The organism is Actinobacillus delphinicola, from assembly GCF_900638385.1.
Classification (GTDB): Bacteria; Pseudomonadota; Gammaproteobacteria; order Enterobacterales; family Pasteurellaceae; genus Actinobacillus_C; species Actinobacillus_C delphinicola.
The window spans coordinates 354,627-369,568 of the sequence record NZ_LR134510.1 but is presented as its reverse complement, the minus strand read 5'-3'; the positions used below and the strand labels follow the sequence as shown (position 1 = coordinate 369,568).

The 14,942-nt window shown below is 35.5% G+C and carries 13 protein-coding genes; 2 read left to right on the top strand and 11 right to left on the bottom strand.

The features are described 5' to 3' along the window. Position 1: 1 nt before the first annotated feature. Complete coding sequence (locus EL259_RS01685) at positions 2-1,345, top strand: PIN domain-containing protein (RefSeq protein WP_126598421.1); 1,344 nt, start codon at positions 2-4, stop codon at positions 1,343-1,345. Between the two features lie 32 nt (positions 1,346-1,377). Here EL259_RS01685 and EL259_RS01680 read toward each other — a convergent pair whose 3' ends face one another. Then, positions 1,378-2,133, bottom strand: coding sequence for a Nif3-like dinuclear metal center hexameric protein (locus EL259_RS01680; RefSeq protein WP_126598420.1), 756 nt, complete (start codon positions 2,131-2,133; stop codon positions 1,378-1,380). Positions 2,134-2,289: 156 nt separating this feature from the next. On the opposite strand from EL259_RS01680, the gene EL259_RS01675 reads away from it, so the two are divergent. Beyond that, the gene (locus tag EL259_RS01675; RefSeq protein ID WP_172594204.1) at positions 2,290-5,088 is read left to right on the top strand and encodes an insulinase family protein; all 2,799 of its coding nucleotides are present in this window, start codon (positions 2,290-2,292) and stop codon (positions 5,086-5,088) included. 54 nt (positions 5,089-5,142) lie between these two features. On the opposite strand, the gene potE is transcribed toward EL259_RS01675, so the two are convergent. From potE to EL259_RS01625, 10 genes are all read right to left on the bottom strand, one after another. Then, the gene (gene potE / locus EL259_RS01670) at positions 5,143-6,495 is read right to left on the bottom strand and encodes a putrescine-ornithine antiporter (protein WP_126598416.1); all 1,353 of its coding nucleotides are present in this window, start codon (positions 6,493-6,495) and stop codon (positions 5,143-5,145) included. 63 nt (positions 6,496-6,558) lie between these two features. Continuing rightward, positions 6,559-8,718: an ornithine decarboxylase SpeF gene (gene speF, locus EL259_RS01665; protein ID WP_126598414.1), complete on the bottom strand. Its 2,160-nt coding sequence runs from the start codon at positions 8,716-8,718 to the stop codon at positions 6,559-6,561. Between the two features lie 145 nt (positions 8,719-8,863). Continuing rightward, positions 8,864-8,965 (bottom strand): leader peptide SpeFL, encoded by a 102-nt coding sequence (gene speFL / locus EL259_RS08700; protein ID WP_269471088.1) that lies wholly within the window; start codon positions 8,963-8,965, stop codon positions 8,864-8,866. A 212-nt stretch (positions 8,966-9,177) separates the two neighbouring features. Next, positions 9,178-9,492 carry a stress response translation initiation inhibitor YciH gene (gene yciH, locus EL259_RS01655; protein WP_126598410.1) on the bottom strand — a complete coding sequence of 105 codons (315 nt, stop codon included), beginning with the start codon at positions 9,490-9,492 and terminating at the stop codon, positions 9,178-9,180. Between the two features lie 23 nt (positions 9,493-9,515). Then, positions 9,516-10,721, bottom strand: coding sequence for a lipopolysaccharide assembly protein LapB (gene lapB, locus EL259_RS01650; protein WP_126598408.1), 1,206 nt, complete (start codon positions 10,719-10,721; stop codon positions 9,516-9,518). 7 nt (positions 10,722-10,728) lie between these two features. Beyond that, on the bottom strand, positions 10,729-11,040 hold the full coding sequence (locus tag EL259_RS01645; RefSeq protein ID WP_126598406.1) for a LapA family protein: 312 nt from the start codon (positions 11,038-11,040) through the stop codon (positions 10,729-10,731). Positions 11,041-11,144: 104 nt separating this feature from the next. Then, positions 11,145-11,429, bottom strand: coding sequence for an integration host factor subunit beta (locus tag EL259_RS01640; protein ID WP_126598404.1), 285 nt, complete (start codon positions 11,427-11,429; stop codon positions 11,145-11,147). A 76-nt stretch (positions 11,430-11,505) separates the two neighbouring features. Further along, entirely contained in the window at positions 11,506-13,152 is a 1,647-nt protein-coding gene (rpsA, locus tag EL259_RS01635; RefSeq protein WP_126598403.1) for a 30S ribosomal protein S1, read from the bottom strand. Positions 13,153-13,254: 102 nt separating this feature from the next. Further along, complete coding sequence (cmk, locus tag EL259_RS01630) at positions 13,255-13,932, bottom strand: (d)CMP kinase (RefSeq protein WP_126598401.1); 678 nt, start codon at positions 13,930-13,932, stop codon at positions 13,255-13,257. Continuing rightward, the gene (locus EL259_RS01625; RefSeq protein ID WP_126598399.1) at positions 13,929-14,816 is read right to left on the bottom strand and encodes a VirK/YbjX family protein; all 888 of its coding nucleotides are present in this window, start codon (positions 14,814-14,816) and stop codon (positions 13,929-13,931) included. The genes cmk and EL259_RS01625 overlap by 4 nt, the downstream gene beginning before the upstream one ends. Between the last annotated feature and the right edge of the window lie 126 nt (positions 14,817-14,942).

Genomic DNA, 14,942 nt, shown 5'->3' with positions numbered 1-14,942 from the left:
TTTGAATTACGCATTTGTAGATTATGAGAATGTCGGCACATTAGATTCGCCAATTCTTAAATCAGAAATAAATTGGAATGATTATAGTAAAATCTTTGTTTATATTGGTGCAAAACAATGTAGTTTTACGTTTCCAGAGGAATGGGATGATTTAAGAAATGTCGATTTTATAAAAATTTCCGATTGTGCAAAAAATAATTTAGATTTTCATATTGCTTTAGATCTCGGTCGTTTAGATGCGACTGTTGATAAAACTATTGAGTTCCATATTCTTTCACAAGATAGGGGCTATGAAGGCATTTGTAAAACATTGACCAAACATGGGCGTATAGCCAAAATTGCACTTCCACCTAAGAACTCACCTTCCCCAACAGCAGAGTCTCTTCCAAAACCTGCAAAGACAAATGTTCCTGAACAGCCTATCATTACGCCAAGACCCTATACAGTAAAGTATTCTGAGCAAACATATCTGCAACTAAAAGTATTTTTGGATAAGTTTTTATCTGATCTATCTTTGGATACGAACGAAGAACGTAAATTACGTTTTTATGATAATTTTATTGGTGGTTTAGTAAAATGTAATCTTGCTAAGGAAGTTGATGGTGAAGTAGTATTAGATGGTTTTGAATTATCTAAAAAGGAAACGAGACAGCCTGTTGTTAATAATCAAAAGCCACCTGTTGAGCCACAAGAATCGTTTAATATTGAGTGTGTGGCTGTACCTGGAAACACAAATAAACCAGAGCCTGTCGTTGTAGAGGATGAAGGTAAAATTAATGCGTCTAATATAGAAAGCGTTTTACAAGAAAAAGTGGAGATCATTCCTGGATCAACGATTAACACTGGATGTTCTAAAGAAACATTTTATTTAGGATTGAAAGAGTCCTTTTTACGGACCTGTAATTTACCTGGTAGTATAACAGCATTACATAACGTGATACGTGTTAGATTACGAGGGATATTTCTTTTAGGACTTATAGAACTTACTACAGAACAAATACAATCATATTCAGATTATTGCTGCTCAATGTTTAAAAAAGAAGGGCTTGTACGGCAGAATAACACAAAATTACAATGGTTAGTTAATAGTGATAGTAGTATTACTGAAACTAAAGAGCTTATTAGCTCATATAACAGATATTGTGATTATATTCATAGTAGAGGGCATTATCCTAAAACTAAATTAACATTATTCAGAAATATCCCAAGTGTGATTACAAAAACAATATCTAAGGAGTATTTTGATATTGCTTGCCAATATATTTATGAAAAATTACTCAGTAGTTCGAGGTTGACTGTAGCTAATGATGGGAATACGCTTACCTGGCACAAAAATAAATTCTGATAATAAAAAAACCGCCATGAGGCGGTTTTTTATTATGCTGGGTTTGGGATATCTTTAAATTCGACATCTACATCGTAGTTTTCGGCGAGCCATTTACCGAGCGCCATGATACCGTAGCGTTCGGTTGCGTGATGACCGCCTGCGTAGAAGTGAATGCCTTGTTCGCGAGCGGAGTGGATGGTGCGTTCGGATACTTCACCAGTGAGGTAAGCATCCATACCTTTTAATGCAGCAAGATCAATATAGTCTTGACCGCCACCTGTACATAAACCAAGGCGTTTGATTTGCGTTGGAGCGTTATCGTGGCTAGTTAGTGGCGTTTGCCCAAGCAAATTTTGTAAACGTATTTGTAGTTCTGCTGGAGAAATAGGGGTATCAAATTCTCCCCAAACTGGAATGCTAGGTGTTTTATCTTCAAGAGGTTGCAGGGTATTTAAACCAAGTAACATAGCCAATTGTGCGTTATTACCTAATTCAGGATGCACATCAAGTGGTAAATGGTAAGCATAGAGATTGATATCATGTTGCATTAACGTTTTAATGCGTTTACCTTTCATACCAATAAGGCGTGGGTCCTCATTTTTCCAAAAATAACCGTGATGTACGATTATTGCATCGGCATTTTGGCTAACAGCATAGTCGAGTAGAGCTTGGCAGGCAGTAACACCTGTAATAATTTTTTTTATGTCTTTTTTACCTTCGACTTGCAAACCATTAGGGCCGTAGTCACGAATGGCATTGATATTCAATTTTTCATTTAAAATCGTTTCAAGATGACGATTATTCATATTCCTGATCCTTATAAAATAAATTTCTGCGAAAAAGTGGGCGTGCCATTTCTTCATTCTACTCTAATTACGGTTAAAAAGAGGGAATTAGTCTATTGAATGGCTGATAGATATTGATTATATTTTACAAGTTTTTCTCAAAGAAGGATGCAGAAAATGAAATTGAAATTAACTGGATTATATATAAGTTTAGGTTTGGTTTTTGCTACCCCATTGTACGCTGTAACAGCAGAAGAAGCACCTATTAAAGTGAGTACACAAATGGTTCATTCACAGATTATTAAAAGCCAAAATGATAAACGTGATTATGCATTTACGACTTTACCAAATGGCTTGAAACTATTAGTTGTGTCGGATAAAAATGCACAGCGTGCAGCCGTTGCAGTAGATGTGGCAGTGGGAAGTGGCAATGAACCTGAAACCTATCCTGGACTTGCTCATTTTCTTGAACATATGCTGTTCCTAGGAACGGATAAATATCCGCAGCCTGATGAATTTATGCAATATATTAGCCAGCACGGCGGGACTAATAATGCGTTTACAGCATTTGATCACACCAATTTCTTCTTTGATATTGATCCGCAATATTTAGAACAAGGCATGGCAAGATTTTCACGTTTCTTTGTAGCTCCTTTAATGACATCAGAATATGTGGATCGCGAACGTCATGCGGTAAATGCGGAATATCAATCTAAAATGCGGGTTGCAGGTTGGCGTAATTTAGATGTGTTTAAGCAAGCATTAAATCCAGCAAATCCATTTTCACGTTTTAGTGTTGGTAGCTTAGCGACATTACCAACAGCGACAGTACGTCCTGCTTTATTAAAATTCTATAAAGATTATTATTCGGCTGATCGTATGTCAGTGGTGATTATTGGTAAAGAAGATACTGCGACTTTGATGAAATGGGGTAAAGCGATGTTCTCTGAAGTACCGAGAGGACAAAATCTAGCGAGTACCAAAATTACTGCGCCATTATTTAAGAAAGATCAGCTTCCTGTTTTCATCCAAAATCAGTCGCTTGATCAAGATAAAACATTAAGTGTAAGCTTCATGTTGCCTTATCATTTAAAAGAAATCTATTCTAAAGTTTTTACATATATTGCCTATAATCTTGATTATAAAGGTGCGGATAGTCTAGCGGGAACGCTTAAAAAAATGGGCTATATTACGCAAATGAGTTCTGATTTTTCCGAAAAAATTGGAAATGAATTACCTTTTGGCATTCAAATGGTACTCACTGATAAAGGGTTTGCTCATCGTGATGAGGTCTTGGCTGTAGTATTTGATTATTTACATTTATTGCAACAACAAAGTGCTAAAGCGGGTGAGGAAAATTATCAAGAATTGGCGATGATTGCGAAACGTGATTTTCAATTCCAAGAAAAAACAGGTGCAATGGATGAGGCTTCGGATTTAGCTGCACGAATGAATAATTATCCTATAAAAGATATTCTTGCTTTGGATTCGACCTATAGCGGTTATGATCGCCAAGCTATTATGCAAAACCTTGCATTAATGACACCACAAAATGCCGTTGTCCAGCTCAGTGCTCCTCAGTTACATTTTAAACAACAAACGCATTATTTCCACGTGCCTTATTCAATTACCCCGTTGGATACCAAAGCAATTTTAGCCGCTAAAATTCCTGATCATGCCGCATTAAAAGCGATGCAATTACCAGGTAAAAATACCTTTATTGCAACGAACTATGATTTACAAAAATCTGCAATAAATGCAAAACAAGAAACGCTTTCTGACGGCATTCATCTTTTCTATCAATTCAATGGAAAATTCGATGTGCCTCGTAGTACGGTAGCGATTAGTCTTGAACCGCAAGGCAACTTATCCTTGCAAGAACGTGTCGCAATGGCGCTTTGGTCTAGTTTTAAAAATGAAGAACTTATTCATACTTTTTATGAAGCATCGCTTGCTGGATTGCAAGGAAATTTTGATGCAGATGGACAAAGTTTACAACTCAGTATTTCTGGTTACAGTCAGAAAATACCATTGTTATTACAAACAATGTTACAAAACTTCAAAAATTTTGACGAAAATCCTGGCGTGTTTAAACGAATCAAACAAACCTATGTGCAAACATTAGAAAGTTTTCCAACGCTCATGCCATTTAGACAAACACTAGCATACTTAAATCATAGCTTATTACCGACATCCGACTTACCGCAAGAAACTTTACAAGTTTTGCGCAATATGAATGAAAAAACGATGCAAGAGTTGGTGAAAAAAGCCTTATCAAAATTGAATGTACGCATGATGGTATATGGCGATACAACACTTGAGCAAGCAAAATTGTTGGCTAAAGAAGTGAGTAGCAGTTTTAAAGATAGTCAGCTAAAAAATAAATGGATAAGCCCTAAAGTAAATATCATCAATAAAAATGAAGTCGTACATTTTGATGTTCCTCATCACGATAGTGCAGTGACTTACTATTTACAGGGCAAAGCAGGGTATCAGGCAAAAGCGGAAGTGGCATTACTTGCACAGATGATTAGAACACCATTCTTTAATCAATTACGTACGCAACAACAATTAGGCTATATCGTGGCGGCTTATAATAAACCTTATTATGATTACGCAGGGTTAGGCTTTAGTGTTGAGTCACCACAAAGTACAAATGCACAGTTGGTAGAGGCTATCCAACACTTTAAACAGAATTTCGCAAAAGGTTTAGCAAATTTAACGGAAAGTGATTTTACTCACTATAAAACAATCGTTAAAAATGAATTATTGCAAAAACCAGAAAACTCCGCTGCTGCTGCAAATCGTTATTGGAATGATATTTTAATGACGAATAAAACAGCATCACAACGTCAAGCTATGGTTGACGCAATTGATAAATTATCGTTAAAACCTTTTACCCAAAATATGCAACAATTCTTACTACAAAAAGATAGATTAATCATTGAAGCAAATCCACTTTTAAAAAAGAATTAATCTGAGATAAATAAAATGCCACAAATTATTGTGGCATTTTAGGGTTTAGTTAGATTATGCATCTAAATTACAGTTTTTATTTTCTGTTACGGCATTTGATGTATCTTTACAATCAAAACGAGGTGAGATGAAGCCATATAATGTCCAACCAATAAAGGTTACTAATGAACCATAGAACATTGCTTCTTCTCCTGAAGCATACATAGCATATAAGCTATATAAAGAGCCAATAAATGCAACACCAGTCGTAATTTTAACTTTAGATACAGAAGCATTTCCAAGTTTGAGCAACACTGTCAATGCAGCCATTGATAATAGATAAGGGACAAGGTTAGTTACTACTGCTAGATTAACTAGCACATTGAATTGAGCATATAAGTTAGGGCTAATAGTCATTAAAGATAATAACGTTTGAATAATAGTAAGAACGATCATACCAATAATTGGGGCATCTTTGCTTGTAACTTTTTTAAAGAAAGCAGGGAAATAACCTTCTTCTGCTGATGCTTTAAATACTTGTGCAATTGTAAATTGCCAACCTAACAATGAGCCGATACATGCAATTACCATTAATGCCATGATAATTTTACCAGTAATAGGATTAAACATATACGCAAAAGCTAAACCAAACGGAGCTGATGATTTAGCTAATTCCATATTTGGAACAATACCAGCAATTACATTAGTAGAAATAATATAGATGATAGCTGCACCAATAGTAGCACCTAAAACTGCGATAGGAATATTTTTTTCTGGTTGATCTACTGCATCAGAGTTTGCACATGCAGATTCTAACCCTAAAAATGACCAAAGAGTCATTGAAATTGAGGCACTAATCGCTTCAAAAATTGGGGTATGATGTGGATTCCATGAGTCTACATACATTTTACCGCTGAACCAGAACCAACCAATGATACAAACACCAACTACTGGAATAATTACCCCCCAAACAGTTACGCCTGAGATATTACCAGTGATACGTGCGCCCCAGAAATTTAGGATAGTAGTGATCCAAAGAACAACAATGGTCCACATCGCTGTTTGGACAGGAGATAAATTAACGTTTAAAACTTCTACGGCATAACCAACCGCACTGATAGCGATAGCCACATTGGCAATTAATAAGGAAAGTGCATAGGTATAGTTTGCTAAAAAATTACCAGATTTTCCAAAAGAGTATTCTGAATATCCTCCCATTCCACCTGTTTTTTTACTAAACATACCACATTGTGCGAAAGCGTACGCAAGGGCACATGAGCCTAGTGCTGTAACTAGCCATGATACGATAGAAATGGTACCTACTTGTGCTAACTTCGTTGGCAACATAATAATACCAGACCCCATCATATTAACCATTGTGATGATTGTCAGTTGTCCAACACCCATCTTATTACTTTTTGTAGTCATAATTTTTCCTCCAGTTTTATAGTGCGGTAACTGAATTTATTTAGATACCGCACTTATTTTCTATTAATTTTCTAAAACATAACCATATGCTCTAGTTCTACCATCGGGATCTTTTTGTAGATAAACTCCTTGAATTTCTGGTGCAAAACCAGGGAATAAATTAATACCTTCTTCAAGAGCTAAGAAATATTGTTGAGCTGTATTGTTCCATTTTTCTCCAGGTACAACACAAAGGACACCCGGAGGATAAGGTAATGCACCTTCTGCAGCAATTTTTCCTACAATATCAGATAGAGGAACTAATTTAGCTTTATTACGGATATATTCAATATGAGCTTTTTGAGGCAACATAACATATTCAGGGAAATGATCTCTTCTAAAAAGATCTTTCTGTAGTGTTTTTACATTACGACTAACATAGAGATTATGCATTTCTTGACATAATTGACGGATTGTATAGCCAGCATAACGTTCCTCATTATTTTTATAGACAGTAGGAAGTACATCTTTAAGTAATGAGTTATTTTTAATATGTTGTTCAAATGCTTTAATTTGGGCTACAACAGTTTGCATCTTAGTTAATGTTTCTGCTGGAGTAAGCAAGAATAAAATAGAGTTTAAGTCACATTTTTCTGGAATAATGCCATTTTCGCGTAAGTAGTTAGCTAAAATTGTGGCAGGAACACCAAATTTTTCATATTCACCTGTTTTTAAATCAATACCTGGAGTTGTTAGCATGAATTTGCACGGATCAACGAAATATTGGTTTTCTACATATCCATCAAATTTATGCCAATTATCATTTGGATGGAATTTAAAGAAATCTAGACTATTAGCAATTTCATCTGTTGAGTATTCTTCCCATTTTTTACCTCGTACCATATCAGGGATAAATGGACGAATAAGTTCACAACTATTTAAAACCATTTTTCTAGCTTCAATACCGATACGAACGCAATCATCCCATAAGCGTACACCAGCAGGTGTACCTTGGATTTGGGCATTAACATCTAGTGTTGCAAATAATGGATAGAAAGGACTAGTTGATGCATGTAGCATAAAAGCATTATTAAAATGTTTATGGTTACAATATCTTTCTTGGCCTTTTATATGTTTATCTTTTTTATGGATCTGTGAGGTTTGAGAGAAACCTGCTTGTTGTTTATGAACTGATTGGGTAACAATAATACCAGGGTCATTTTCATTGAGTTCTAAAAGAAGAGGTGAACAGTCACGCATAATTGGAATAAATTGTTCATATCCTACCCATGCAGAATCAAATAAAATGTAATCACATAGGTGTCCAATTTTATCAACAACTTGACGTGCATTATAGATAGTACCATCATAGGTACCTAATTGAATAACTGCTAAACGGAATGGACGTTGTTGATTTAATTTTTCTGGTGCTGTTTCTTTAATTAGAGATTTTAGGTAATCTTCATCAAAACAATGAGCATCAATACCACCAATAAAACCAAAAGGATTACGAGCAGTTTCTAAGTAAATAGGAGTCGCTCCAGCTTGAATAAGAGCCCCATGGTGAATAGATTTATGATTATTACGATCAAATAATACAAGATCACCCGGTGTTAATAGAGCATTTAAAACGACTTTATTTGAAGCAGATGTACCATTAAGAACGAAATAAGTTTTATCAGCATTAAATACTTTAGCTGCGTGACGTTGAGCATCTAATGCCGCACCTTCATGAATAAGTAAGTCTCCCAATTTAACATCAGCATTACAAATATCAGATCTAAATATATTTTCACCATAAAAATCGTATAAATATTTTCCTGCAGGATGTTTACGGAAATATTGACCACCTTGATGTCCTGGACAATCACATTCGATATTTCCCATATCTACATATTCACTCAGCATTTTAAAAAATGGAGGTAGAATATTTTCCTCGTATAGATGGGCTGCAGTCTCAATTTGGCGACTATACAGGTTAATATCAAAATTATTAAGATCTTGAATATGATAAACTTTATCAAAGTATTTATTATCAACTAATTGACCATTAGGTACGACAACAAAAATTGGAATCTTAAACTCTGTAGCAAGAATTTTATCAATATAATTATCTAAATCGTTATAACTTAAAACAATAGCACCAATATCTGTAAAATCAGTTTGATTTACAGGAACTAAAGTTCTATTAGTATGGAAATAGACACTAATTTCTGGACTATATGCAATTTTTAAATTTAACATAATAGGCTCCTTTTAAAATTTAATTTAAATAAAACATATAAGTCTATGTAATAAAAATTACAAAGACGAGCCGACCTACTTTTGAATATAATCAAAAGTAAAGTATTCATATAGAAACGTAAGAATATACTAATAAAGTAGACTATTAGTAATACGGATTAGATATATGGGAATTAAAAAAAGAATAAGAAAAGCAAGGGCGAAAGAAAGGCATTGTTAAGTGTCTTGTTCTTCGAATATGAGCCATTATAGATAGGCCTCGATCGGGTGAATACTGAGTATTCAAATCAATGTATGACATAAGAACTCCATACCTTAAAATATAGAAACATGTATAAAATGATTTATTACTATCTATTTATGGCTCATAGTTTAAAACTTTATTTGAATAAGTATAGTATTTTTTTTTATTTTGTGATGTAGGTCAAATATTCTAAGCAAATTTATAATTTTAAAGGATTACCCTCCAGCTATTTTAACTTGATAATTTTGGGATTCTAAGTAGCTCTTAAGCAGTTCACGGTTATCAGATTGTATTTCAATCACACCGTTTTTAACGGTACCGCCACAGCCACAACGTTGTTTGAGGGTTTTGGCTAATTTTTTTAGTTCAATATCATCAAGATCTAGTCCTGTTATTAAACTTACGCCATTACCTTTACGACCACTTGTTTGGCGGCTAATGCGAACAATACCATCCCCTTTGGGGCGTGCAATCGTTTTAGGTTGAGGTTTAATACGTCCAGTTTCAGTAGAGTAAACGAGGGTGCTCATAGTAGTTTTGGCTCATGATTAAATTAATGAATGGATTTAAAGCTGGAAATGGGTTTAATACCTTCCCACTTTTGACAGGATGGGCAACACCAACTTAATTTGTGGCTTTGGTATCCACATTGTGTACAACGGTACTCAGCATTTTGTTTGATATATTCATTTACCATTTTTTGCAATAGAACCAGGCTATGTTGTGATTTTTCATCTGTCGTTTGTTCTATTTGATACTGGATAAAACGCTCAAATAGTACTGGAGTACGGTTAGTCTTTATTTGTTGGTATAGCTTCATTTGCGCTGCTATTGGACCTTCTTTTTGTTCAATAGTATCAATCAAAGCAAGTTCAACAGCGCTATTATTTTTTAAGTGTTCTGCTCGAATTAAAAATAACTCGAAATTATCTTCTTGGTTAAGCTCCGTATAAAGGTATTGTACAGGGAGAATGATTTCACTAACATAATCTGGGTTTTGTTCTAGTGTATTAGTGAAATAATTTAATGCCTTTTGGTAATCAAGGTTCATTACAGCAATTTCTGCAAGAAGAATGGAAGCTCGTACGCAAGTGGGGGAAACTTTTAATGCTTGTTGCAACAATGCTTCGCTTGCGACGGGATTACTTTTCAATACTTTTTGTGCTTCTTCACAATAGTAATGTGCAAGAGGAATATTATTCTCTTGCGGGTTTAGAACCTGAAGTTTTTCAGCCACATTAATAGCCTTTTTCCACTCTTTTGTTTTCTGATAAATTTGAGTCAATTGTTGCAAAGCATTTTCTGCAAAATCTGGCTCATCTACGAGAAGAATGTATAAATTTTCTGCTCTATCATAAAAACCGACACTGATAAAATCTTTCGCTAGTTGTTGTTTGGTAAGAAGTTTTTGCTCAAAGCTATATGCATCACTTCTGTTAAGGTTTTGGTGAATACGGATAGCTTTATCTACTTCCCCTTTAGAGCGGAAGAGGTTACCGAGTGTCAGTTGAGCTTCAAATTGAGCTTGAACGTCAGATTCATCAGGATTATCGGGATTAGCTTCTTGTTTTTGTATGATATCTAAGAATAAATCAACAGCTTTATTCGTTTGGTTTGACAACAGGAAGTTAACCCCCGTCATATATTCACGGGAGAACTTATTATTGGCATCCTCTTGTTGTTTTTTTACACTTCTATATCCCATGAACCAACCATAGGCAGCAGCGATAGGAAGTAACAAGAAGAGAAGATCTAACATAGAGTAATTATGCCTTAGGAGTTGAAGTCACTGCCGTTGTATTAGTTTGAGTCTGGTTTTTTTGGACATTCATTTGACGTTTTAATTGGCGGGTAAGTGCCATATGTTTTAGACGTAATTTTACATAAAAGAAAGATGAAATAAGCCAACCAAGGATTAAACCAATACCAAATAAGATTGCAACGAGGGTAGATAGTTGAATATCTGTTTGTGCAATAATGTAATTGAAAGTAATAATCTGATCATTATTCGCTCCCACAGTCACACCGACTAAAAGTAAAGCAAGAAGGATAATGAGAGCAATAATATATTTGAACATTTTTCAACTCCTTTAATAAATGCATGCAGAGGTACATATTATGCCAAAAATACATAAAAAAAACGACACTTAATGTGTCGTTTTTAGGAAGTCATATTATTACATTATGCGGAGAAGTCCACTCGTTCGCGTAATTCCTTACCAACTTTAAAATGTGGTACTGATTTAGCGGGAAGTTGAACACTTTCCCCAGTTCTTGGATTTCTACCTGCGCGAGGTTGATGAAAGTGCAAGGAAAAACTTCCAAAGCCACGAACCTCAATTCGCTTACCTTCTTCCAAGCTTTCAGACATTTGGTCAAGAATCATTTTTACTGCTAAATCAATTTGTTTGAAAGACAAATCTGGATTGGTAGTAGTCAATTTTTCTACAAGTTCTGATTTAGTCATAATACGCTCCTAAACTCTGATGGATAATTAGCTTGGTAATTATACCAAGCTAATTTTGTTAAAGAGAATAACTTAATTATTCACCTTTTGCTGCTTTGAATGCTTCAGCCATTGCGTTAGGAATTTCTACTTCTTCTTGTTTGTTTACATTTGCAAGAGCAGTAGCTTCGTCTGCTTGGTCTTTAGCACGAACAGATAAATGAACGATGCGAGTTTTACGATCTGCACCAGTGTATTTAGCTTCGATTTCTTCGCCAGCAGCAACTTCAGAAGTTAAATCTGCAGCACGGATGTAACCTTCAACACCGTCAGCTAATTCAACTTTAGCACCTTTAGCGTCAGCTTCAACTACAGTTGCTTTTACGATAGCACCTTTTTTGGTTGCTGCAACAAAGTTGTTGAATGGATCTTCTTCAAGTTGTTTGATACCTAAAGAGATACGTTCTTTTGCTGAATCTACTTGTAACACGATAGCTTCAACTTCGTCGCCTTTTTTGTATTGACGAACTGCTTCTTCACCTGGGATATTCCAAGAAATATCAGATAAGTGAACTAAACCGTCGATACCACCTTCAAGACCGATGAAGATACCGAAATCAGTGATAGATTTGATTTTACCGCTTACACGTTCACCTTTTTGGTGAGTTTCAGCAAATTTTAACCATGGGTTAGGTTGGCATTGTTTTAAACCTAGAGAGATACGACGACGTTCTTCATCAATGTCTAAAACCATAACTTCAACTTCGTCACCTAAAGAAACAACTTTAGATGGGTGGATGTTTTTGTTTGTCCAATCCATTTCAGAAACGTGAACTAAACCTTCAACGCCTTCTAAAATTTCAACGAAGCAACCGTAGTCAGTTAAGTTAGTTACTTTACCAGTTAATTTGCTGTTTACTGGGTGATTTTCAGCGATTGCAATCCATGGATCTTGACCTAATTGTTTTAAGCCTAAAGATACGCGGCTACGATCTTTGTCAAATTTTAATACTTTAACATCAATTTCGTCACCAACATTTACGATTTCGCTTGGGTGTTTAACACGTTTCCAAGCCATGTCAGTGATGTGTAATAAACCGTCAACACCACCTAGGTCTACGAATGCACCGTAGTCAGTTAGGTTTTTAACAACACCTTTAACTTCTGCGCCTTCTTCTAGGTTTTCAAGAACTTGTTCACGTTCTTGGCTGTTTTCAGATTCGATTACAGCACGGCGAGAAACAACAACGTTGTTACGTTTTTGATCTAGTTTGATTACTTTGAATTCTAATTCTTTACCTTCAAGGTGAGCAGTATCGCGTAATGGGCGAGTGTCAACTAAAGAACCTGGTAAGAATGCACGAACACCGTTTAACTCAACTGTGAAGCCACCTTTAACTTTACCGTTAATTAAACCAACAACTGTTGCTTGATCTTCGTATGCTTTTTCTAGTTCAATCCAAGATTCGTGACGAACTGCTTTTTCACGAGAAAGTTTAGTTTCACCGTTACCATCTTCGAAAGCTTCTAAAGCTACTTTAACGGTATCGCCGACTTTAACTTCTAATTCGCCTTGAGCGTTTTTAAATTCTTCTTCAGAAATACGTGCTTCTGATTTTAAACCTGCATCAACATAAACGTTGCCTTTTTCGATAGCAACAACAGTTGCATCGATGATGTCGCCTAGGTTAGGTTGTTGGGTTTTTAGTGATTCTTCAAATAGTTGAGCAAAAGATTCTGTCATAATTAATCTTCAATATATAAAAAATAACGACCACGTTCCATCCATGAAATGTGGGGTTGATAACACAAGTTTATTTGTCCATAAATAAACTCAACGGAAATTTTAGAGAGATTCTGATAATTTTTGCTGGATAAACGAGAGAGCTTGTTGAATGACTTCATCAATACTCAATGTTGTACTATCAAGCAATAGTGCATCTTCCGCAGGTTTTAACGGTGCTACAGCACGGTTTCTATCACGGAAATCACGTTCTTGAATCTCGGTTAAAATCTGGGCAAAGTTACCATTAATTCCCTTGCTTTGCAACTGTTTATAACGTCTTTTGGCTCTTTCTTCTGCACTAGCATCTAAAAAGAGTTTTATTTGAGCATTTGGGAATACAACTGTACCCATATCACGACCATCAGCAATTAAACCGTTACCTTTTGCGAAGTCGCGTTGTAATTGTAAGAGTGCAGCCCGAACGCCTGGATAGGCCGCAACTTTAGATGCGGCTTCGGCAACTTCTTGAGTGCGAATTTTTTTGCTGACATTTTCATCGCCTAGAAATGCATTTACTTCACCATCTTGTGGGCAAAAACGAAGGTCGAGGCCTTTAGCAAGGGCTGTAAGAGCTTCTTCATCGTCTAAATGAATATTTTGTTGTAATGCGGCTAAACCACATACACGGTAAATGGCGCCACTATCAAGTAATTGATAATTAAAATTTTCTGCAAGTGCATAGCAAAGGGTACCTTTACCTGCACCGCTTGGTCCATCTACGGTAATAATGATTGTCATACGTTCTCCTTAAAGAAACGAGTAATTTGCTGCGCAGTTTCATCTAACATAGCGTAGCGTTTTTTATACATGGAACGTTTTTTACTTTGGATTTCTTCTAGTGGTTTACGTTCAATGTCGAGCGGGAGATGCCAATAGCCATCTGCATTTAATACGCCCTGATTTTCGCTCCAAAATTCATCATAATTGAAAAGTAATTTGGTGTGATCGTTAAAACGGTATTTACCTTGGTTTTTATGAGCAATACCTTCAAGGTCGAGCTGTAAGTCTTGGGCAAGCATTTTGAAAATATTAACTAGCATAAACATTGGGCGAACGCCGAACAATGATTTTGTTGCGGTTTTTACAAGTTGTGCTGCATCTTCACCTTTTGGACCTTGGATACTTGCAATAAGGATCTTATTGGGCGGTAAGAAAGTGAAGGAGGCGTCATAGACTCGTTCTTTTTCACTCGTCAGAATATTTAATGAAAAGAATCCTTCAAAAGGATCGATTCGGTTGATATTCAAATAAACTTGTAAATCTTCAGTTAAATTAGCGAGTAAAAGTTTTTGTTCACTAATGAGCTTTTGACAAAGTGGTTTTCCAAGATAATTTTCAGCCAAAATGAAATTATGGCAAATCATACGCAAACGTTCTTCAGCTGAGAAACGGTTATCACAATATTTACGTAATAATGTATTGCAACGATATGGCTCTTCATTAAAAAGTGGTTGCCAAAGAGCATTTTGATTTAAAAATGTCTCGAAGGTATGGATTTGTGAGCGAATCGTTGTTTTTGCATAACAAAAGCGTATCCATGAGCGGAAACGTTTAAGAACACGTTTCTCATGTGGCATAAATTGTGCAAATGAGGGAAATTTATATACAGAATTCTTTGTCATAAGTACTCACTATTTGAAATAATTGCGAGATTTTAACAAAAAAAAATAAGACTTTATAGACAGGAGAGATTTTATCCTGTCTTATTGAGTAAACAAATCAAAAAAATTTTTCCGAAAATTGAGGCG

Excerpts from the sequence above, each read along its gene's own strand:
- EL259_RS01680 (WP_126598420.1), bottom strand. The coding sequence starts at position 2,133 with ATGAATAATCGTCATCTTGAAACGATTTTAAATGAAAAATTGAATATC.
- EL259_RS01675 (WP_172594204.1), top strand. The coding sequence starts at position 2,290 with ATGAAATTGAAATTAACTGGATTATATATAAGTTTAGGTTTGGTTTTT.
- potE (WP_126598416.1), bottom strand. The coding sequence starts at position 6,495 with ATGACTACAAAAAGTAATAAGATGGGTGTTGGACAACTGACAATCATC.
- speF (WP_126598414.1), bottom strand. The coding sequence starts at position 8,718 with ATGTTAAATTTAAAAATTGCATATAGTCCAGAAATTAGTGTCTATTTC.
- speFL (WP_269471088.1), bottom strand. The coding sequence starts at position 8,965 with ATGGCTCATATTCGAAGAACAAGACACTTAACAATGCCTTTCTTTCGC.
- yciH (WP_126598410.1), bottom strand. The coding sequence starts at position 9,492 with ATGAGCACCCTCGTTTACTCTACTGAAACTGGACGTATTAAACCTCAA.
- lapB (WP_126598408.1), bottom strand. The coding sequence starts at position 10,721 with ATGTTAGATCTTCTCTTCTTGTTACTTCCTATCGCTGCTGCCTATGGT.
- EL259_RS01645 (WP_126598406.1), bottom strand. The coding sequence starts at position 11,040 with ATGTTCAAATATATTATTGCTCTCATTATCCTTCTTGCTTTACTTTTA.
- EL259_RS01640 (WP_126598404.1), bottom strand. The coding sequence starts at position 11,429 with ATGACTAAATCAGAACTTGTAGAAAAATTGACTACTACCAATCCAGAT.
- rpsA (WP_126598403.1), bottom strand. The coding sequence starts at position 13,152 with ATGACAGAATCTTTTGCTCAACTATTTGAAGAATCACTAAAAACCCAA.
- cmk (WP_126598401.1), bottom strand. The coding sequence starts at position 13,932 with ATGACAATCATTATTACCGTAGATGGACCAAGCGGTGCAGGTAAAGGT.
- EL259_RS01625 (WP_126598399.1), bottom strand. The coding sequence starts at position 14,816 with ATGACAAAGAATTCTGTATATAAATTTCCCTCATTTGCACAATTTATG.